Raw genomic sequence first — 21,054 nt, 5'->3', positions numbered from 1 at the left:
CGCACGGTCATCAAATCGTTATTGGGGACGCCAGGCGTAAACACCGCCGTTGCGCGTCTGCACCACCAAAGCATCACCCGCCAGCACAGGCGCCACCAAAATGGCGGAGCCGTCGGCGGTCATGCGGGTCATTTCGGACCCATCTTCTCGCGAAAGCAAGTGCACAAGGCCCTGACTGTCGCCCACCGCCACCACGCGGCCAACGGCCAAGGGGGCGGTCAGGCCACGGTGCTTCAAGCGGTCCACTTCCCAGCCACGTTCACCGCTGGCGCGCTGCCAGGCCAACACACGCCCGTCGGATTCGGTGCCGAAGACCAAGCGGTCATCACCATGCAAACCCGTGGCTCCCTGCGCAGGCTGCGCCCAGGCCACGGTGCCGCGGCCAGCATCGACACAAGCCACCGCTGCCGAATAGGCACGGGCACAAACACTGTTGCCGACCCGGCTGACCGGCCCCACCACATCCACCAGACGCTCCACCTCGTTGGTACCGCGCGAGGTGGCCACGGGGACGTCCCAGCGAATGGATCCGTTGAGCGGATTCAAACCCGCCAAGCGACCCGCCAGACCCACCACCAGGGTATCGCCCACGGCAAGCAGGGCGCCGGACTGGCTCAGCACCAACGGTTCGGCAGGACGCGATTGAACCCACAAGCGGGCGCCGGTCTGACCATCAAAAGCGCGAACCGTGCGGTCGGCGGTCAACACAAACACACGTTTTCCGGCCACCAGTGGCGCCGTGAAAGAGCGCGCAGGCAAGCGCACACGCCAGACCTCTTGGCCATCGCGGATGGTCACGAGGTCGTTGCCTTGCGTGATCACAGCAGCCAGCTCGCCGTCGGAGCCCACGCCAGCAGCGATGGGCTGTGCGAGGTTCAGACGCCAGACGTCTTTCCCCGTTGAGGCGTCCAATGCCACCACCGTGCCCGCGCTGCCTGCTGCAAACACCCGGCCGGCCACTGCACGCGGCGCCAGCGCTGCGTGCGACGCGCCCACCTGTGAAGACCAAGCCACCGTGGTGCCCATGAGGGCGGCCACGGGTGCCAGTTGGGCGGGCTTGGGCTTCTCTGGACCCGATGAACATGCCGTGAGCGCCAACGCGATCACCGCACCCGATACCACCCAGGCCAAACGGCTTGGTCGCCCATGCACCCCACGCAACGCGCTCACCGTGCCACCTCTGCGGTGTCGGCGAGGCTGGATGCCGATACGCCCAGCGAGGCCAGTTTGACCTCGACCAGTCGGCGGTATTCCGCACGGTCGCTCAGACCGCGCCAAGCCATTTGGTATTGCGCCTTCGCTTCTTCGGTTTTGCCCTGTGCCATGAACACGTCGCCCCGGCGGTCGGCCACCAAAGGCTCAAACGGCTTCGGCACCGGCGTTTCCAACGTCTTGAGGGCTTGATCGAAAGCTTGAGCCTCGATGTCCAACCCCACCAGGCGCAAGCGGGCCACCGCTTTGTAAGCGTCGTCAGAAACTTTCTCGGCCACCCAGGTCAGCGCAGCACGAGCGCCATCGGTCTTGCCGGCGTCGAACAGCGTCTTGCCGGCCAGCAACCCGCTCTGTGCGGCAAAGGTGGTGCTGCCGAACTTGTCTTTCATGTCGGACAGCGCGCGTTCCATACGCTCGGCATCGCTGGCGACGGCCGCCCGCTCAATTTCGTCGTACAACGCAGCCGCCTTGGTGGCCTGGCTGCGCTGCCAGTAGCTCCAACCGTTCCAGGCCGCCATTGAGCCAAACACGGCAATCAACACCCAGGTGATGAGGTTGCCGTACTGAGCCCAGAAGTGTTTGATCTGGTCGAGTTGTTCCTGCTCTTCAAGGTCGAGGTGTTTGGCCATGGGTGCTTGTCTGTGAATAACGGGGGATTGTAGGCGGCTACCAGCAACGGGTGAATTCGGTTCAAGCGCCGCGCAAACGCTCGGCCCACTGCGCCACGTCGGCCAGTGGCTGCAGGGCCTGAGCAGCTAGATCGGTGCCGGCTTCACCGGGTCTAGGGCCCCGCAACGGTTTCACCGCCACCATACCTTGCTGTAACTCGTCTGAACCGAAGATCAGCGCAAAACGGGCACCACTGGCGTCGGCCTTTTTGAACTGCGATTTCATGCTGCCCATGCCCTCTGCGCCACCGGCATGCATCTGCACCGACACGCCAACCTGGCGCAGCGCACGCAGCACCGGCATGACCAGTGGCACGCTGGCCGCATCGGGAACCACGGCATAGGCATCCGGCGTGGGTTGTTCCGGCAGAAGGCCCTGTTCTTTGAGCAACTCCAGAATGCGCTCCATGCCCAGTGCCCAGCCAACCGCAGGCGTAGCCTTGCCACCGATTTGCTCAAACAGGCCGTCGTAGCGACCGCCCGCACACACCGTGCCCTGCGAGCCGAGTTGTGTGGTCACAAACTCAAACACCGACAGGTTGTAGTAGTCCATGCCACGCACCAGGCGTGGGTTGATCCGATAGGTGATGCCGTGGGCATCCAGCAAAGCACGCAAGCGGTTGAAGTGGTCGAGTGACTCGGCACCCAGGTGGTCCATCAGCCGCGGTGCGGCGTTGACCAGATCCTGCATGGCTGGGTTTTTGGTGTCCAGGATGCGCAAGGGGTTGCTGTGCAGGCGGCGCCTGGCGTCTTCGTCGAGCTGGTCGGCATGGCCTTCCAGGTAGGCAATGAGGGCCTGGCGGTGGGCCAAACGCTCAGCGGGCTGGCCCAGGCTGTTGATTTCCAGCTCGATGCCCGTCAGGCCCAATTCGGCCCACAGGTCGCAGGCCAGCACGATGAGCTCGGCATCCACATCGGGCCCGGCAAAACCGAGCGCTTCAGCGCCAAACTGGTGAAACTGGCGGTAGCGCCCGCGCTGCGGACGCTCATGGCGAAACATGGGGCCCATGTAATACAAGCGCTTACCACCGTCGTACAGCATGGACGCTTCCACCACCGCGCGCACCACGCCGGCGGTGTTTTCTGGCCGCAGGGTGAGCTGCTCGCCGTTCAGGCGGTCTTCAAAGGAGTACATCTCCTTTTCCACAATGTCGGTCACCTCACCCAGGCCGCGTACGAACAGCGCTGTGGGCTCCACGATGGGCGTGCGCAGGTTGCGGTAGCCGTACCGGCGCATCAGCGCACGCAGCGTATCTTCCAGCCACTCCCAGTGCGCGGACGCGGGGGGAGCAATGTCGTTCATGCCTTTGACGGCGCTCAATTTTTCTGCCATGGATATTCTTGCGTTTGAGGCACGGCGCCCTGCTGGCGCGGACCGCCGGGCGGCTTGCTGGACCTTCGAGATCCGCTCAGTCAGGCTGGTGTGCCGTACCGTTTTTCAATGTAATTTTCAACAATCTGCTGAAACTCGTGCGCGATGCGGTCACCGCGCAGCGTCAGCACTTTTTCACCGTCAATGTAGACCGGCGCAGCTGGCGCCTCGCCGGTTCCGGGGAGGCTGATGCCGATGTCGGCGTGCTTGCTCTCGCCGGGGCCGTTGACAATGCATCCCATGACCGCGAGCTTGAGGTTTTCGACGCCCGGATAGCGCGCCCGCCAGACCGGCATGGATCCGCGCAGAAAGTCGTCAATTTGCTTCGCCAGCTCTTGAAAGGTGGTGCTGGTGGTGCGGCCACAACCTGGACAGGCGGTCACGCTGGGCACAAAGGCACGCATGCCCAGCGCTTGCAAAATCTCCAGTGCAATCACCACCTCTTGGGTGCGCGACTCCCCTGGCTGCGGCGTGAGCGACACACGAATGGTGTCGCCGATGCCTTGCTGCAACAACACCGACAAGGCAGCCGCCGAAGCCACGGCCCCCTTGGTGCCCATGCCGGCTTCGGTCAGGCCCAGATGCAGCGGATAGTCGCAGCGCTGCGCCAACTCCTGGTAGACCGCAATCAGGTCTTGCACGCTGCTGACCTTGCACGACAACGTGATGTTGTTGCCGCTCAAGCCGATGGCCTCGGCCTTTTTCGCTGAATCAAGAGCCGAGGTGATCAGTGCCTCGTACATCACCTGACGTGCGTCCCACGGCTGGCTGCGGCGGGCGTTTTGATCCATCAGGCGGGCGAGCAGGTCCTGGTCCAGGCTGCCCCAGTTCACGCCAATGCGAATCGCCTTGTCGTACCGCGCAGCAATTTCCACCATCTGGCCAAACTGGCGATCGCCTTTGTCGCCACGGCCCACATTGCCCGGATTGATGCGGTACTTGGACAGCGCCTCGGCACAAGCCGGGTGGTCGCTCAGCAAGCGGTGACCGTTGTAATGAAAGTCGCCGATCAGCGGCACATCCACGCCCATGCGGTCCAGCTGCTCACGGATGTAAGGCACCGCCTTGGCCGCTTCGTCGTTGTTGACCGTGATTCGCACCAGCTCGGAACCGGCCAGGGCCAGCTCTTTCACCTGGATGGCGGTGCCCACCGCATCGGCCGTGTCGGTGTTGGTCATGGACTGCACGCGCACCGGTGCACCACCGCCCACGGTCACGCGCCGGTCGCCCCAGGCCACGATGCTCGGACGGGTGTTGCGCTGCAGCACTCGGCTCAGGGGTATCGGCTTCATCGCCTGATCTGTCAGCTCGGCCGCCGCCCTAGCCCCGTCCGTGCATTTGTCGCTGCCCATGTTCATTTCACCTGAAAGCGTGCCACGCCATTGCGTGCAAAGGGTACGGCATCGAAAGCGCGCCCACGGACCTGCACCTCGGCATTGTCCACCCGGCCAACCACCACCGAATAAGGTGGTGCGGCCGAGAAATCGACTGTGTCACCGGCTTTGAGCATGCGCTGAATCAGGACAACGCCGGTACCTGTCTTCACCTCGATCCAGGATTCACCCGTAGCGCGAATGACGAGCACCTTGGCGGCATCCACCGCACCACCGGTCGCTGCGGTGGTTCCGGCGGTTTCGGCGGCAATCGCTGGTGCTACCGGCGCAGGCTTCAGCGCAATCGACAAAGCTGCCCCAGCGTCGGTGGTTGCGGCAGGCATCGCAGACTGCACCAATGCTTCGTTGGGAACCGTGGAGCCTTCTACAGATGCTGAAGAAACAAGCTCAGGGGATTCGCCGGGGAGCGCGTCAGCAGCAGGTGCATTGATCACCGGGTCGGCAAGGTGAGTCACCTCTGGCAAGAAAACCAGTAGCAAGGCACCCAGTATCAGCACCACGGCCGCCAGTACCGCTGGGCGCGACAACCAACCTACCGAATTCGCCGCCGTACCACCTGAAGCTGGCTTGAACGGGGTGTTGATAGCCGTACCCGAATCGCCCAGTTGGGGCGTGACCCCAGCCGGGATCTGCTTCAGAATGGGGGTGGGGTCCACTTTGAGCTGCCTGCACGCACTGGAGGCCAGCGCGCGCGCGAACACCAGGTCAGGCAGTTCGTCGTAGTGACCGGCTTCCAGCGCCTCCAGCTTCTTGACGGGAACTTTCAAGGCAGCAGCCAGGGCAGCGATGTGCAGCCCTGCAGCCTCCCGTGCCTGGCTCAACAAAACCGGTCGGAATGCATGGTCTTCGGTTGCCACGGCTGCTGTGGCGTCTTGTGCTGACCGATCACTCATCGAACGCCCCACGCTGGTAGAAAGCCCATTCCCGCGACTGCGGGTAGCGGCGGCTCAATTGCTGAGCCAGTTGTTGCAGGGCTTCGGTATTGCCGAGCCGACGCTCGACTTTGATACCCAGCCACAGCGTTTCGGCATTTGCCAGCTCGGAGTTGTTCAGCCGGCGGATGTAAAACTGGGCACGCGAATCGTCGCCCCTGCGAAACAACAGCGAAGCCAAGTTGTAGCCGGTGATCGGGTTACCAGCATCCAACTCGTAAGAACGCGCAAAACTGCCCTCGGCCTCGGGGTACTGCCGCATACGGGTTTGGCAAACGCCCTTGGCCATGTAGGTCTTGGCCTGACCACCGTACACCGGACTGGCCAGCGCTCGGACAAACAGCTCAATTGCTTGCGTGTGGCGCCCCAGTTGGCACGAAAACCAGCCGTAGTTGTGCAATGCGTCGGGATCACGCGAATTGATCTGCAACGCGCGCTGGAAACTGTCTTCTGCCAGTCGGTTGTCGTTCAAGCGCATGTACACCAACCCGCGCAGCACATACGCCGGCCCATAGGTGGGGTCGGCGGCGAGCGACTGCTTGATCTCGTCCAGAGCCACTGTGGTCTGGCCCTGTTCAAAATAACCAGAGGCCAATTCCAGGCGAAGGCGCGCACGCTTGCGGGCGTCTGGTTCATCGGACTCGGTGACGGGCTCGGCTGTGCTGGATGTGGCTGCGACACCCCCAGCACAACCGACCAGCGACAGCAGCCCTGCGGCCATCAGTACGCACAGCAGCAATCTCACAAGCGTTTGACGCAATACCCCGTTCAGCCCGAAGTCGCTTGGCAGCGGTGATCCTTGGCGAAGCACTTGTGTCATGTCTGTCTCTCTCGTGCGGAAGGAATGAACCGAATGGGCTGCTCAACCACCGTGCGGCGCAGCGCCAACCGCTGGGCCGCATTGGTACGGTCCAGCACATCACCAGCCAACTGGCCACACGCAGCGTCAATGTCATCGCCACGCGTCTTGCGCACGGTCGTGACCAGCCCGCCTTCGTTCAATACCTGCCCAAACCTGAGCACCACCGCACGGGGTGAGCACTTCAGACCGGAATCCGGGAAAGGGTTGAACGGAATAAGGTTGATTTTGCATGGCACACCCCGTGCACCATGACTTTGAACGAGCGCCAGCAACTGCTGCGCATGCTCAGGCTGGTCGTTCACGCCATCGAGCATGCAGTATTCAAAGGTAATGAAGTCGCGCGGGGCGGCAGGCAGGTAGCGCAAGCAGGCGTCCAACAATTCAGCGATAGGGTATTTGCGGTTCAGCGGCACCAGCGAATCGCGCAAAGCGTTGTTGGGCGCATGCAAGGACACCGCCAGCGCCACTGGACAATCTTTGGCCAAGCGATCCATCATAGGCACCACACCCGAAGTGGACACCGTGACCCTGCGGCGCGACAACCCATAACCGTGGTCATCCAGCATCACGCGCAAGGCAGGAACCAGGGCGTTGTAATTCTGCAAAGGCTCACCCATGCCCATCATCACCACATTGGTGATCACGCGCTCGGTTTTGCCCAGGTGCTTGCGCAAAAAATGCTCGGCATGCCAGAGCTGCGCCACGATCTCACCGGTGGTGAGGTTGCGGGAGAAGCCTTGGTGGCCGGTGGAGCAAAACCGGCATCCCACGGCGCAGCCGGCCTGGGATGAGATGCACAAGGTGCCTCGGTCTTCTTCGGGAATAAAAACGGCTTCAACGGCATTGCCGTCGCCCACATCAAACAGCCACTTGATGGTGCCGTCGGCAGAGTCTTGGCGTGACAGCACCGGCAGGTCGGTGATGTGACACACGGATGGGAGCTTCTCGCGCAGGCTGCGAGCCAGATCGGTCATCTCGTCGAAACGCGATGCCCCCTTTTGATGGATCCAGCGAAACAGCTGAACAGCGCGAAAACGCTTTTCACCCAGCTGCTCGCAAAAGGCGGCCAGACCTTCAAGATCAAATTCAAGCAGGTTGACCGTCATGAGATGCAGATGGCGCCAAAACGCCCCCAGCTGGCCGACACCCGCCGGGCGGACAGCGACACAACGTGGAGCGTGTCGGCCATGTTCAACGCGAGTAAACGTTCATGCCGGCAAAGAAGAACGCGATTTCTGCAGCGGCGGTTTCAGGGGCATCTGAGCCGTGCACAGCATTGGCATCGATGCTGTCAGCAAAGTCGGCGCGAATGGTACCGGCAGCGGCTTTCTTGGGATCGGTCGCGCCCATCAGATCGCGGTTTTTGGCAATCGCGCCCTCACCTTCCAGCGCCTGGATCATCACCGGGCCGGAGATCATGAAGTCCACCAGGTCCTTGAAGAAAGGACGCTCTTTGTGCACGCCATAGAAAGCCTCGGCTTCGCCACGCGACAGGTGAGCCATGCGAGCAGCCACAACCTTCAGGCCTGCAGCTTCGAAACGGGCGTAGATCTGGCCGATGACGTTCTTGGCAACGGCGTCGGGTTTGATGATGGAAAGGGTGCGTTCGATGGCCATGTTATTCCTTGAATTGACAGATAAATGATTGCGTTTTGAGACGAATCGCAAAGCCTATGATTCTACATTGCCGACGTGAATCTCATGTGCCATTGAGCGCACGTCGGAGGGTCGTATGGGCCACACCCACGGTGCGCAAGATGTTAGCGACCACCTGAGCGGCCACCGCCTGAGCCACCACCCCGGCGGCGCCCGCCGGTGGGGCGGCTGGATTCTTCTTCGCGCCTGCGCTGCAGTGCATCCTGACCAATATAGCCAAACGAGGTCTTCATGGGATCGGGTTGCGCCCCGCCGCCGCTCGGCCCCTTGCCACCCCGGCTCTTGGGCGCATTGGGGTTGCTGGCCGGAGTGCCAAACATGCTGCTGCGCCGCACTGCGGGGGCTTCGCCCCGGCTTCCAGCGGGGTTGCCATAGTTCCGACCACCCGTTTTGGGCGCCTGTTTGCCACGCGCACCCGGATGCCGACCGGTTGGGCGTGCGGCCCGATCCGCGCCAGCGCCAGGCGCTGGCATGCCAGCGGCCTTCGTCAGCCGATCGATGTCTTGCTGATCCAGCTCAACCCACACACCCCGCTTGAGACCGCGCGGCAGCATCATGGCGCCGTAGCGAATGCGAATCAGGCGGCTGACGGCGTGGCCGACCGCTTCAAACATGCGGCGCACTTCGCGGTTGCGGCCCTCGCCAATGGTCACTCGGTACCAGCAATTGGCACCTTCGCCGCCACCGTCTTCAATGCTGGCGAACTGCGCCATGCCGTCGTCCAGCCGCACTCCGTCGAGCAGGCGCTGTTTTTCTTCGTTGGACAAGGCCCCCAGGACGCGCACCGCGTATTCGCGCTGCAGACCAAAACGCGGATGCATCAGGCGGTTGGCCAACTCACCGGAATCGGTCAACAGCAAAAGACCTTCGGTGTTCAGGTCAAGCCTGCCCACCGACTGCCACTTGCTCTGGTACAAGCGCGGCAGGCGGCGGAACACGGAAGGACGGTTCTGGGGGTCGTCGTGCGACACCACCTCACCCGCTGGCTTGTGGTAAGCCAGCACGCGTGGTGGCGGCGGCGTCATGCGCACCCGCACCTGCTTGCCGTTGACCCGGATCACATCGCCCAACTGGATGCGCTGGCCAACGTGGGCGGGCTCGCCATTGACCGAAATGCGACCTTCCAGAATGAGCTGCTCCATTTCAAGCCTCGACCCCATGCCGGCCTGCGCCAGCACCTTGTGCAACTTGGGCGACTCGGCTTGTGGCGCCAGCACACGCTTGGGTGGCAGCGGCAGATCCATCTCTTGTTCGGCATCAAAGACGCCTCTGACCACATCGTCGAACTGCAGCACCTGCACTTGCGGCTGCGGCTGCGGCGATCGCACTGCTTTTGTGGACGACGATGCAACACGCTGAAACTCCGTGTCGGTCACACGCACCGCATCTGGTGCCTCGGGCGCGGTATCTGGCATGGCGTCGGGCGTATGGTTGGGGGTTTGTGCCGGGTTCATGGTGTTCCTGTGTGGAGGGTTCCAACATCAGCGGGTCGGAGATGGGTCGAAAAGGGCTTAGCAAGGGCTGGGGCAGCTCCCCCTGCATCAAAAGGGAGATCGGTAGGATGGGGCAGCAAACTGGAAGACAGCGACTCGAAGTCCAGCCGATCAAGTGCAGACTCCTGCACTTCGCTGCCCTCCAGCGGTGGCAACTGATCGAGCGAAGCGAGGCCAAGGTCGTCCAGAAACTGGCGTGTGGTGGCAAACAAAGCGGGCCGCCCCACCGTTTCCCGATGACCGATCACCTCAACCCAACCCCGGTCTTCCAGTTGCTTGAGGATCAAGGAATTGATGGTCACTCCGCGAATGTCTTCCATGTCGCCACGGGTCACGGGCTGGCGGTACGCAATGATGGCCAGCGTTTCCATGGCAGCCCGGCTGTACTTGGGCGGCTTTTCGGGGTGCAGCCGATCCAGGTAGGGGCGCAGCTCGGGGCGGCTCTGGAAACGCCAGCCGCTGGCCACCTGCACCAACTCGACACCGCGCCCCGACCATTCGAGTTGAAGATCGGCCAACAGGGCCTTGATGGTGTCGGACGAGACCTCCATATCAAACAGCACGCCCATGGCCCGCACGGTCAGCGGTTGGGGTGCACAAATTAGGGCGGTCTCAAGGACGCGCTTGGCATCCGCGGTATTCATCGTGTGTGTGTCTATCACCGGCTTGCGGCTCGGGCGGGGTAAGGAAGCACCATGCAAATACGCGCCTGCAATGGCAGCACCACCTGCGGTGCCAGCAAGGCAAGACATCCGAATCATCGGACTTCAGCAAAACTCGGTACTCTGAACGGCCCGGAGCGCTGGAATGTATTCGGAATACTGGGGAAAAGGGGGACTGCAGTGTCATGCACCCCACCAAAACCTGACAACAGGCAAATTTGGTATCAACCCAGCGATGCCGGATTGTACTGGAGCCCGCTCTGCGCCAGTGCATCCATGAAATCGGCGGGGGGCGCAGACTGAAAATCCAGCAACTGGCCACCTATGGGGTGCTGCAACCGCAACCGGGTTGCATGCAGCGCTTGGCGTCCCATGCCCCACAACACACGACCGCCGTAGAGCGTGTCACCCACCAACGGGTGACCGAGCCACGCCATGTGCACGCGGATCTGGTGGGTTCGACCCGTGTGCAGTTTGCAAGCGACCAGACAGGCCTGATCGGAGCCATCAAGCCGACGCACAGTGGTCTGGGCTGGTTTGCCCGTTGTGCCGTCCTGGGGTACCACGGCCATGCGCAGGCGGTTGCGGCTGTCGCGTCCAATCGGCTGGTCAACGCCCTGCTCTGCTGCGCCCGACCAGCGCCCATGCGCCAGCGCCAGGTATTGCCGATTCACTTCGCGCGCAGCGATGGCACGCACCAAGGCTTCGACCGCTTGGCGGCTTTTGCCCACCAGCATCAGGCCCGAGGTATCCTTGTCCAGCCGGTGAACAATACCCGCACGCGGCAAGCTGGCAGCGCCAACGTGATGGGCGAGCAGGCCGTTGAGCAGTGTGCCACTCCAGTTGCCCGCAGCAGGGTGCACCACCAAGCCTGCCGGTTTGTTGATCACCAGCAGATCGGCATCCTCAAATACGACATCCAACGCCAGGGCTTGTGGCACGAAAGCCATGGCCTGTTGCGTGGGGCGCAGCTCCACCTGCAGGCGTTCACCCGCCGCAATGCGAGCAGCCTGCTTGATCACCGCCGCGCCGCGCAGTTGTACCGCACCGTCGGCCATGAGCTGCTGCAGGTAAGAACGTGAGAACTCGGGAATCAAGCGTGCCAGCGCACGGTCGATGCGCCAGCCATGCATGTCGGTGGGCACCTCACAGAGGCGGGTTTCGGACTCAAACAGTCCTTCGTCTGCCTGCGAGGCTCCATCCAGCACATCATTGGGTACCGGCGTGGGCTGCACCCACCCCGTCGATATAATTTCAGTGACCAAAACCTGGTTGTTCCGTTGTAAAGGTATGCGAGTGATGCTTCTGTCCAGATTATCTGCTGTGTCACTGTGCTTGGTGGGTTCCGCCTTGGTGCTGTCTGGGTGCGCCAACACCAAGCCTATAGATGAAACCGCTGGCTGGAGCCCCAACAAGCTTTACAGCGAAGCCCGTGACGAGCGAGATGCCGGCAACTTTGAAAAAGCCATTACGCTGTACGAAAAGCTTGAAGGTCGTGCCGCAGGCACGCCACTGGCCCAGCAAGCCCAGCTCGACAAAGCGCACACCCATTACAAGGCAGGTGAGCCAGCCCAAGCGCTCGCAGCCATCGACCGCTTCATGCGGCTGCACCCGTCCAGCCCGGCACTGGACTACGCGCTCTACCTGAAGGGTCTGGCCAGTTTCAACGACAACCTGGGCCTGTTTGGCTCACTGTCACGCCAGGACCTGTCCGAACGGGACCAAAAGGCAGCCAAAGAATCGTTTGAAGCGTTTCGCGATCTGGTCACGCGCTTTCCCGATTCCCGCTATACCCCCGACGCACGCTCGCGCATGACCTACATCGTCAACTCACTGGCCCAATATGAGGTGCATGTGGCGCGTTACTACCACACCCGTGGCGCATACTTGGCAGCCATTGGGCGCGCCCAAACCGCGCTGGTGGACTATACCGACGCGCCCGCACTGGAAGAAGCCCTGTACATCTTGATCCAGTCTTACGACGCGCTGGGCATAACGCAACTGCGCGACGACGCACGCAGGGTGATGCTGGCCAGCTACCCCAGCAGCGAATACCTGAGCAAGGGTTTCAAAAGCGCCAGCGATCCATGGTGGAAGGTCTGGTAAACGCCACACGCCAAAAGCGTCCGATCCGTTGCCCAAGAACTGCACATGTCTGAGGGGACCCTCAGGAAATGGATCAGCAACTTCAATCAAAAAGACAGCTTGCCAACACCCGCAGGCACACTGCCCGTGGATATCGCGGCTGCATCCTGGATGCCCAGCTCAGCATCTGCTGACACTCAACGCTACCACTCCCTGATGGGCCCCGACCTGCACGCCTGGTGCCGCGACAAGGACCTGTTCAAGCACCAACTCAAAGCTTGACGGGAGGCTTTCTGCACCCAGAGCTGTCACATCTCGTCACAAGGTCAAAGTCGAAGTTTTGACTCTGGGCAGCAAGCTGCACAACCTTTAGTGGTTACCATCAAGTTCATTTTTGCAAGCCACTCAAGTTGCTCGCTGGGCTTCAGCCCAGAACGGCGACACGCCTGGTTCCGCCAGGATTGAGGCGCTTATCTCCCCACCGAACGACCCTGTTATGTCCAAAGGCTACCGTATTCAAGCATCCACCGGCATTCACCGGGGTGATCGCGACTACCAGCAAGACCAGGTTTGTTTGCTTCGCCACCCACGCCACCCTGCCTGCCTGCTGGCTGTGGTCGCCGACGGCATGGGTGGACGCAGTGGCGGGCGCAAGGCTTCTGACCAGGTGATGCTCACAGCGCGCCAGTTGTTCGAGCGCTACGACCCTGACACCGACGATGCATCTGCCCTCTTACGCCAGATCGTGGAAGAGTCTCATTTGGTCATCAAACTGACCGCTGTTTCATCGGAGCAAGAACCCCACAGCACCATCGCGGTCTTTCTCATCAATCCCTCTGGCGACAGCCACTGGGCGCACGCTGGAGATTCCCGTATCTACCACTTCCGAAATGGAAAAATGGTATTTCGAACTATGGACCACTCGTATGTGCAAACCTTGGTAGACAAGGGCGAGATCAGTGAAGAAGAGGCGCAAAACCACCCCAACTCCAACATCCTCGCCGGCTGTCTGGGCACCGACAACGACCCGCCGATGGACATCCATGCGGTGCCACAACTTCAGGCTGGTGACGCGATCATGGCGTGCAGTGATGGTGTATGGCACTACTTCACACCCGAAGAACTGTCCAGCACCATCACCATGCTGTCGCCCCGCGAGGCATGCGAATTCCTGATCCAGAAGGCACGCTCACGCGCCAGGGGTACGGGCGACAACCTCTCGTTGGCCATCGTCAAGCTGGATCCTCTGTTCTGATATTCAAACGTCACTCACACAGAAAAACGCTTGTTATTTGAGTTCTGAACCGGCTCCAGCGCACCAACAAGCGCGTCAGGTCAGTCCCGTGTCCACCGTGCGGTGCTCCAGCGCCAAAAACTCCGCCGACTGCATCTCCCCCAAACGGGAGACCGTGCGTGGAAACTCATGCGACATGGGCCCCTCCACATAGAGCAGTTCGGGCGCCACCGCAGCCGACATCACCAGCTTGACACGCCGGTCGTACAACACATCAATCAACCAGGTGAAACGCCGCGCTTCAGACGCCTGACGCACCTGCATCTGCGGCACGTTCGACAGCAGCACCGTATGGAACTGGGAGGCGATTTCAAGGTAGTCGTTTTGCGAGCGTGGACCGCCGCACAGGGTGCGAAAGTCGAACCAGATCACGCCGCCCGCACGCCGCACGGCACGGATCTGGCGCGACTCAATCTGCATCACCGGATCCTGATCACCCATTTCTGCCAACTGAGCAAAGTTTTTTTCCATCGCTGCGTCAGCCTGGGGCCCCAGCGGGCAATGGTAGAGATCGATCAGGGTCAGGGTGCGCTGGCGGTAGTCGGTTCCATTGTCCACATTGATCACTTCCAGCTTCTGCTTGAGCAGTTCAATCGCAGGCAGGATGCGATCGCGGTGCAAGCCATTGGGGTAGAGGCCGTCCGGGTGAAAATTGGAGGTGGTGACAAAGCCCACACCAGCCTTGAACAGTGCGTCCAACAAGCGGTGCAGGATCATGGCATCGGTGACATCCGCCACGTGAAATTCATCAAAACAGATCAGCTTGTAGCGCTTGGCCATGCGCAAACCCAGCTCATCCAGCGGATTCACGGTGCCCTGCAGTTCGCGCAGTTCGCGGTGCACCTCGCGCATGAACTCGTGAAAGTGCAGCCGGGTTTTGCGCTTGATCGGTACCGCGTTGAAGAAGCAATCCATCAGAAAGCTCTTGCCCCGACCGACGCCACCGAACATGTAGACGCCACGCGGAATATCGGGCTTGATGAACATTTTCTTCAGCGCGTTGGAGCGCTTCTTCTTGTAGTTCGTCCACTCGGTGGCGCACCGCTCCAGCGCGTCAATGGCACGCTGCTGGGCGGGGTCCGTGGTGTAGCCACGCTCAACCAGCATGGCTTCGTAGGTGGATCTGACGGACATGTGTGGCCCTCTAAAGTCCGTGAAGCCGCCAATAAGGTGCAGCAACCAAAATGCCTGCAAACCCGAATCACCGGGCTTGCAGGCCTGCCCCCCACCCGGGGGGATGCGGTGGCTCGAAACGAGCCACCGGACTGGATCAGAAATTCAGCGTGCGCTTGTCCACCGCCAATGCGGCTTCCTTGGTCGCCTCTGAGAGCGAAGGATGCGCGTGGCAAATGCGGGCAATGTCTTCAGCGCTGGCCTTGAACTCCATCGCCACCACGGCCTCGGCAATCAGTTCAGAAGCCATCGGGCCAACGATGTGCACACCCAGAATCTCGTCGGTGGTTGCATCGGCCAGGAATTTGACCATGCCCGTCGTGTCGCCCAGCGCGCGTGCACGGCCGTTCGCCAAGAACGGGAACGTGCCTGCTTTGTAAGCCACGCCGTCGGCTTTGAGCTGCTGCTCGGTGCGACCCACCCAGGCAATCTCGGGGCTCGTGTAAATGACCCAGGGAATGGTGTTGAAGTTGACATGCCCGTGCTGACCCGCAATGCGCTCGGCCACCGCCACGCCCTCTTCTTCCGCTTTGTGCGCCAACATGGGGCCACGCACCACGTCGCCCACCGCCCACACGCCGGGCAGGCTGGTCTTGCATTCAGCATCGACCATGACCGCACCGCGTTCGTCCAGTTGCAGCCCCACGCCCTCGGCGTTCAGGCCAATGGTGTTGGGCACCCGGCCAATGGACACAATCAATTTGTCGGCATCCAACTTCAAGGCTTCGCCCTTGGCATTGGTATAAGCCACGCTCACACCTTTCTTGGTGGTCTTGACATCGCCCACTTTCACGCCCAGTTCAATCTTCAGACCTTGCTTGTCAAACGCCTTCTTGGCTTCCTTGGCGATCTGTTCGTCTACCGCGCCCAGGAAAGTTGGCAGGCCTTCAAGGATGGTGACATCCGAACCCAGACGGCGCCACACAGAGCCCATTTCCAGGCCAATCACGCCCGAGCCGATCAGCACCAGCTTCTTGGGCACAGCGCCCATGCGCAGCGCACCGTCGTTGGACAGCACAGTTTCTTCATCAAACGGCACGCCAGCCAGCGCACGCGCATTGGAGCCGGTGGCCACAATGATCTGTTTGCCGGTCAGCAGATCTTCTTTGGCACCCGTGACCTGGATTTCATAACCACCGTCGACAGCCTTCACGAACGAGCCGCGGCCGTGGAAGAACGTCACCTTGTTCTTCTTGAACAAGTACTGGATGCCATCGTTGTTCTGCTTCACCACCGCGTCTTTGCGGCCCACCATTTTGGTCACATCCATCTTCACCGTGCCGGTGCTGATGCCGTGTTCGGCAAAGTGGTGGTTGGCGTGGTCAAAGTGTTCGCTGGACTGAAGCAGGGCCTTGGACGGGATGCAACCGACGTTGGTGCAGGTGCCACCCAACGCAGGACCGCCAGCAGCATTTTTCCACTCGTCGATACAGGCCACCTTGAAGCCCAACTGGGCTGCACGGATGGCCGCAATGTAACCGCCAGGACCGCCACCGATGACGATCACATCAAAAGATTGAGACATGTTGAAACTCTCGGGTTGCTGCACGCCTCACTCGGCGGGCACAAAAATCCAGAGCAGGATGTAGAGCACCAGGCCCATACCTCCCGCGAAAAACAGCACGGCCAGCAGCAGCCGCCAGATCCAGGCGTCAACGCCCGTGGCAGCGGCAATACCACCACACACACCGGCAATCCATTTGTCCGTGCCTGATCGGCGCAGGCTGTTGAGCGACTGCGCCAGCTTGGTCGACCCCACAGGCTCCACACCGGTCCCCAGCAGCCGGGCTTTCGCCCGTTCGAACTCCTCCGCCGTCAGGCTGCCGCGCTCACGCAGCTGCTCCAACTTCAACAATTCGTCTGCCAGTGGCATGGTGTAACCCCTTGTGGCTTCAGATGTCGAACAACAGGCGCGCCGGATCTTCCAGCGCTTCTTTCATGGCCACCAGACCCAGCACGGCTTCGCGGCCGTCGATGATGCGGTGGTCGTAGGACATGGCAAAGTAGTTCATGGGACGCACAACCACTTGGCCGTTTTCCACCATGGCGCGGTCTTTGGTGGCGTGAACGCCCAAAATGGCTGACTGCGGCGGGTTGATGATGGGGGTGGACATCATCGAGCCGAAGGTGCCGCCGGTCATGTCGTCCATGCTCAGCTTCCCATCTTTGGCTTTCTGGCCAAATTCAGCAATCTTCTTCTCGATGTCGGCAAAGCTCATCTGGTCGGCGTTGCGCAAGATGGGCACCACCAGACCGCGGGGCGAACCGACGGCAATACCGATGTCGAAATAGCCGTGGTAGACGATATCGTTGCCATCCACCGATGCGTTGAGTACCGGGAATTTCTTCAGCGCATGCACAGCGGCCTTCACGAAGAAGCTCATGAAGCCCAGCTTGACGCCGTGTTCCTTCTCAAAGCGGTCCTGGAACTTCTTGCGCATCTCCATGACCGGGGCCATGTTGATCTCATTGAACGTGGTCAGAATCGCGTTGGTCGACTGCGACTGCAGCAGACGCTCGGCCACACGGGCACGCAGACGCGTCATGGGCACGCGTTCTTCAGGGCGGTCACCCAGGTCAGGGGCCACGGTGGCCACCTGCGGCAGCACTTTGGTGGGTGCGCCGGTGGGAATGGCCACCGGTGCGGCCACGGCAGCCTTGGGTGCAGCGGCAGCGGCCAGCACATCGCCCTTGGTCACGCGGCCGTCTTTGCCGGTGCCAGGCACCGAGCCGGGGGCCATGCCCCCATCAGCCATCAACTTGGCGGCGGCGGGCATGGCCACGCCGGCTTTGGACTGAGACGCTGCTGCGGCAGCGGCCGGAGCAGCGGCCACAGAGGTGGCAGCCACGGCAGCGGGTGCGGCCGCAGCGGGTGCAGCCGCAGCGGGTGCAGCGGCGCCAGCCACCGCAGCGGTGTCGATACGGGCGATCAGCTGCTCAGCGGCCACGGTGGCGCCATCGCCTTGCAAAATTTCAACCAGCACACCGCTGGAGGGGGCGGGGCATTCCAGAACGACCTTGTCGGTCTCGATCTCGATCAGTGTCTCATCGGCGGTGACGGCATCACCCACCTTCTTTTTCCACTGCAGCAAGGTGGCCTCGGCCACGGACTCAGAGAGCTGAGGAACTTTGACTTCTACGATTGCCATTTGTATTACCTGTTCTTTGCGTTGGGTGTTCGGCGTTGAAACCAGTGAGGCGCGGCGGCAGAGCCGCTCCTCGCCCACTGTTCAACGGCCACCGTCTGTCATTTGGTGAGGATGAAGCCCTTGAGCTTGGCGAAAGCCGCTTCAATCAGGGTCTTCTGCTGTTCCTGGTGCAGGTGCGCGTAACCCACAGCAGGCGATGCCGATGCAGCGCGACCGGCATAGCCGAGCTTCTGACCGTCGAGCATGTTCTCGTGGATGTAATGCTGCACAAAGAACCAGGCGCCCTGGTTTTGCGGCTCGTCCTGGCACCAGACGATGTCGGTGGCATTGGGATACTTGCGCACCTCGGCACCAAACACCTTGTGCGGGAACGGATAGAGCTGCTCCACACGCAGGATTGCCACATCGTCAACGCCTTTTTCCTCGCGCTTCTTGACCAAGTCGTAATACACCTTACCCGAGCAGCAGATGATGCGCTTGACCTTGTCGGCGTTCTTCACCACTGCGGCGTTGCTTTCAGGGATCACGGTCTGGAAGCTGCCTTTGGTGAACTCAGACAGCGGCGATGTCGCGTCCTTGTTGCGCAGCAACGACTTGGGCGTGAAGATGATCAGAGGCTTGCGCAGATTGCGCACCATCTGGCGGCGCAAGATGTGGAAGATCTGGCTGGCCGTGGTCGGCTGCACGATCTGCATGTTGGTGTCAGCAGCCAACTGCATGAAGCGCTCCAGGCGCGCCGAACTGTGCTCGGGGCCCTGGCCTTCATAGCCATGCGGCAGCATCAGCGTGATGCCGTTCACACGGCCCCACTTCACCTCGCCTGACGCAATGAACTGGTCGATCACCACCTGAGCGCCGTTGGCGAAATCGCCGAACTGGGCTTCCCAGATCACCAGGGTGTTGGGGTCGTTGGACGCATAACCGTACTCAAAGCCCAGCACCGCCTCTTCCGAGAGGATGGAGTCGATGACGACAAACGGAGCCTGGTTGTCAGCCACATTTTCCAGCGGCGTGTAGGTGCCGGTGTCCCACTTTTCGCGGTTCTGGTCGTGAATCACCGCATGGCGGTGCGTGAAGGTACCGCGGCCGCAGTCTTCACCCGACAGGCGCACCGGGAAACCGCTGGCCACCAGCGAGGCAAACGCCATGTGCTCGCCCATGCCCCAGTCCACCGGAATGTCGCCACGGCCCATGGCCGCGCGGTCGGCATAAACCTTCTTCACCAACTGGTGCGGGGTCACGCTCTCGGGGATGGTGGTCAGGCGGTCGGCCAGTCGCTTCCACTCGGCCATCGGAATGGCGGTGTCGCCAGCATCGGTCCACTTTTTGCCCAGGAAGGGCGACCAGTCCACGGCGAACTTGCTCTTGAAGTTGGTCAGAACCGGATCCACCGTGTGGCGACCTGCATCCAGCGCAGCGCGGTAGGACTTGGACATCTCTTCGCCCAACGTCTCACCCAAGCCTTGCGCTGCCAGCTTGTCAGCATACAGTTTGCGGGTGCCAGGATGGGCGCTGATCTTGCGGTACATCAGCGGCTGGGTCAGGCTCGGTGTGTCCTGCTCGTTGTGGCCCAGCTTGCGGAAGCAGATGATGTCCAGCACAACATCCTTGCGGAAGGTCATGCGGTAATCCAGCGCGAGCTGGGTGGCCAGCACCACGGCTTCCGGGTCGTCACCGTTGACGTGCAGCACGGGCGACTCGACGCCTTTGACGATATCGGTGCAATACAACGTGGAGCGCAGATCGCGCGGGTCAGAGGTGGTGAAACCGATCTGGTTGTTGATGATCAGGTGCACCGTGCCGCCAGTAGAGTAACCGCGCGTCTGGGCCAGTGCAAGGGTTTCCTGGTTCACGCCCTGGCCGGCAAATGCGGCGTCGCCGTGCACCAGCACGGGCAACACCTGCTTGCCGTGGGGATCTCCGCGCCGATCCATGCGGGCACGCACCGAGCCCTCGACCACCGGGTTCACGATTTCCAGATGCGAAGGGTTAAACGCCAGCGACAGGTGAACCGGACCGCCAGGCGTGGACACGTCGGAGCTGAAGCCCTGGTGGTACTTCACATCTCCAGCCGGCAGATCTTCCGGAGCCGTGTGGTCGAACTCGGCAAACAGGTCCTTGGGCATTTTGCCCAGGGTGTTCACCAGCACGTTCAGGCGGCCTCGATGGGCCATGCCGATCACGATTTCCTGCACGCCCTGGCTGCCTGCGAGCTGAATCAACTCGTCCATGGCGGCAATGAAGCTCTCACCACCTTCCAGCGAAAAGCGCTTCTGGCCCACGTATTTGGTGTGCAGAAAGCGCTCAAGCCCTTCGGCTGCGGTCAGGCGGTCGAGGATGTGTTTTTTCTTGTCGGCATTGAACGCCGGCTTGCTGCGGATCGATTCCAGCTTTTCCTGCCACCAGCGTTTTTGCGCCTGGTCGCTGATGTACATGTACTCGGCACCAACGCTGCCACAGTAGGTTTCGCGCAGCGCATTCAAAAGGTCGCGCAAGGACATAACCTCCTTGCCGAAAAATGTGTTGCTGGTGTTGAACACGGTTTCGAAATCGGCGTCGGTAAAACCATAAAACGCGGGATCGAGTTCGGGAATGTGGTCGCGCTCGGTGCGCTTGAGTGGATCCAGGTCGGCCCAGCGGGCGCCTACGTTGCGGTAGGCCGCGATCAGCTGCTGAACAGCCACGCGCTTGCGTCCCAGATCGGAGTCGGCGCCAGCAGCGATGACAACCTTGGTGCCACCTTGTTTGGCGCGCTCGGCAAATGCATTGATGACGGGCTGGTGAGGCACATCGCGGGCATCGCTGCCGTCGACGGCCGGCACGTGCTGAAGGGCGTCGAAATAGGCACGCCAGGTTTCGGACACGCTACCCGGGTTGTCCAGGTAGTTTTCGTACATTTCCTCTACGTACGGCGCGTTGCCGCCGAAAAGGTACGAGTTGCCTTTGTAGGCAACATAAACATTGCCCCCGTTTGCTTGGGAATCGCTCATAAATCCGCTGACCTCCGTTTCCCTACAGGAAACATTAGCTGGTAAAAAAAACCTTCCGCGACACGGCTGAACCGATTGGCGGATGCGACAGTGGCTGTGGAAGGACCTGACT

Annotated in this window: 19 protein-coding genes; 3 read left to right on the top strand and 16 right to left on the bottom strand. The window is 61.4% G+C overall.

The window, feature by feature from the left end; translation table 11 throughout:
* Nucleotides 1-18: 18 nt before the first annotated feature.
* From bamB to Q7J58_RS11000, 11 genes are all read right to left on the bottom strand, one after another.
* Nucleotides 19-1,170: an outer membrane protein assembly factor BamB gene (gene bamB, locus Q7J58_RS11050; RefSeq protein WP_336623490.1), complete on the bottom strand. Its 1,152-nt coding sequence runs from the start codon at nucleotides 1,168-1,170 to the stop codon at nucleotides 19-21.
* Entirely contained in the window at nucleotides 1,167-1,841 is a 675-nt protein-coding gene (locus tag Q7J58_RS11045) for a tetratricopeptide repeat protein (protein ID WP_304827579.1), read from the bottom strand. The genes bamB and Q7J58_RS11045 overlap by 4 nt, the downstream gene beginning before the upstream one ends.
* A gap of 61 nt (nucleotides 1,842-1,902) precedes the next feature.
* Nucleotides 1,903-3,213 (bottom strand): histidine--tRNA ligase, encoded by a 1,311-nt coding sequence (gene hisS, locus Q7J58_RS11040; protein ID WP_304827576.1) that lies wholly within the window; start codon nucleotides 3,211-3,213, stop codon nucleotides 1,903-1,905.
* A gap of 80 nt (nucleotides 3,214-3,293) precedes the next feature.
* Nucleotides 3,294-4,544, bottom strand: a complete 1,251-nt coding sequence (gene ispG / locus Q7J58_RS11035) for a flavodoxin-dependent (E)-4-hydroxy-3-methylbut-2-enyl-diphosphate synthase (RefSeq protein WP_304827573.1) — start codon at nucleotides 4,542-4,544, stop codon at nucleotides 3,294-3,296.
* A gap of 62 nt (nucleotides 4,545-4,606) precedes the next feature.
* A complete protein-coding gene (locus Q7J58_RS11030; protein WP_304827571.1) occupies nucleotides 4,607-5,539 on the bottom strand; it encodes a helix-turn-helix domain-containing protein in 933 nt (310 codons plus the stop codon).
* Nucleotides 5,532-6,398, bottom strand: coding sequence for a type IV pilus biogenesis/stability protein PilW (pilW, locus tag Q7J58_RS11025; protein ID WP_304827568.1), 867 nt, complete (start codon nucleotides 6,396-6,398; stop codon nucleotides 5,532-5,534). Before pilW ends, Q7J58_RS11030 begins: the two co-directional genes overlap by 8 nt.
* Nucleotides 6,395-7,546, bottom strand: coding sequence for a 23S rRNA (adenine(2503)-C(2))-methyltransferase RlmN (gene rlmN, locus Q7J58_RS11020; RefSeq protein ID WP_304827565.1), 1,152 nt, complete (start codon nucleotides 7,544-7,546; stop codon nucleotides 6,395-6,397). The genes pilW and rlmN overlap by 4 nt, the downstream gene beginning before the upstream one ends.
* Before the next feature lie 85 nt (nucleotides 7,547-7,631).
* Nucleotides 7,632-8,057: a nucleoside-diphosphate kinase gene (gene ndk / locus Q7J58_RS11015; RefSeq protein WP_304827562.1), complete on the bottom strand. Its 426-nt coding sequence runs from the start codon at nucleotides 8,055-8,057 to the stop codon at nucleotides 7,632-7,634.
* 143 nt (nucleotides 8,058-8,200) lie between these two features.
* Nucleotides 8,201-9,550 (bottom strand): pseudouridine synthase, encoded by a 1,350-nt coding sequence (locus tag Q7J58_RS11010; RefSeq protein ID WP_304827558.1) that lies wholly within the window; start codon nucleotides 9,548-9,550, stop codon nucleotides 8,201-8,203.
* Nucleotides 9,547-10,233: an SMC-Scp complex subunit ScpB gene (scpB, locus tag Q7J58_RS11005; RefSeq protein ID WP_304827555.1), complete on the bottom strand. Its 687-nt coding sequence runs from the start codon at nucleotides 10,231-10,233 to the stop codon at nucleotides 9,547-9,549. The genes Q7J58_RS11010 and scpB overlap by 4 nt, the downstream gene beginning before the upstream one ends.
* Nucleotides 10,234-10,475: 242 nt before the next feature.
* Nucleotides 10,476-11,426 (bottom strand): RluA family pseudouridine synthase, encoded by a 951-nt coding sequence (locus tag Q7J58_RS11000; RefSeq protein ID WP_304827653.1) that lies wholly within the window; start codon nucleotides 11,424-11,426, stop codon nucleotides 10,476-10,478.
* Between the two features lie 124 nt (nucleotides 11,427-11,550).
* Between Q7J58_RS11000 and Q7J58_RS10995 the strand changes: the two genes are divergently transcribed.
* The 3 genes from Q7J58_RS10995 (at nucleotide 11,551) to Q7J58_RS10985 (ending at nucleotide 13,591) form a co-directional block, all read left to right on the top strand.
* Nucleotides 11,551-12,357, top strand: a complete 807-nt coding sequence (locus tag Q7J58_RS10995; RefSeq protein ID WP_304827551.1) for an outer membrane protein assembly factor BamD — start codon at nucleotides 11,551-11,553, stop codon at nucleotides 12,355-12,357.
* 45 nt (nucleotides 12,358-12,402) lie between these two features.
* Nucleotides 12,403-12,618: a hypothetical protein gene (locus Q7J58_RS10990; protein WP_304827548.1), complete on the top strand. Its 216-nt coding sequence runs from the start codon at nucleotides 12,403-12,405 to the stop codon at nucleotides 12,616-12,618.
* A 214-nt stretch (nucleotides 12,619-12,832) separates the two neighbouring features.
* Nucleotides 12,833-13,591 (top strand): protein phosphatase 2C domain-containing protein, encoded by a 759-nt coding sequence (locus Q7J58_RS10985; RefSeq protein WP_304827545.1) that lies wholly within the window; start codon nucleotides 12,833-12,835, stop codon nucleotides 13,589-13,591.
* A gap of 75 nt (nucleotides 13,592-13,666) precedes the next feature.
* Here Q7J58_RS10985 and zapE read toward each other — a convergent pair whose 3' ends face one another.
* From zapE to Q7J58_RS10960, 5 genes are all read right to left on the bottom strand, one after another.
* Nucleotides 13,667-14,764, bottom strand: coding sequence for a cell division protein ZapE (zapE, locus tag Q7J58_RS10980; protein ID WP_304827542.1), 1,098 nt, complete (start codon nucleotides 14,762-14,764; stop codon nucleotides 13,667-13,669).
* Nucleotides 14,765-14,900: 136 nt separating this feature from the next.
* Entirely contained in the window at nucleotides 14,901-16,328 is a 1,428-nt protein-coding gene (lpdA, locus tag Q7J58_RS10975) for a dihydrolipoyl dehydrogenase (protein WP_304827539.1), read from the bottom strand.
* 27 nt (nucleotides 16,329-16,355) lie between these two features.
* Nucleotides 16,356-16,676, bottom strand: a complete 321-nt coding sequence (locus Q7J58_RS10970; protein ID WP_304827537.1) for a PspC domain-containing protein — start codon at nucleotides 16,674-16,676, stop codon at nucleotides 16,356-16,358.
* 19 nt (nucleotides 16,677-16,695) lie between these two features.
* Nucleotides 16,696-17,952 carry a 2-oxoglutarate dehydrogenase complex dihydrolipoyllysine-residue succinyltransferase gene (gene odhB / locus Q7J58_RS10965; RefSeq protein WP_304827535.1) on the bottom strand — a complete coding sequence of 419 codons (1,257 nt, stop codon included), beginning with the start codon at nucleotides 17,950-17,952 and terminating at the stop codon, nucleotides 16,696-16,698.
* Between the two features lie 98 nt (nucleotides 17,953-18,050).
* Complete coding sequence (locus Q7J58_RS10960) at nucleotides 18,051-20,942, bottom strand: 2-oxoglutarate dehydrogenase E1 component (protein ID WP_304827532.1); 2,892 nt, start codon at nucleotides 20,940-20,942, stop codon at nucleotides 18,051-18,053.
* Nucleotides 20,943-21,054: the final 112 nt, after the last annotated feature.

Origin of the sequence: Hydrogenophaga sp. (assembly GCF_030656115.1) — a bacterium.
GTDB lineage: Bacteria > Pseudomonadota > Gammaproteobacteria > Burkholderiales > Burkholderiaceae_C > Hydrogenophaga.
The sequence above is the reverse complement of the archived record's forward strand: the minus strand, read 5'-3'. Positions and strand labels throughout refer to the sequence as shown.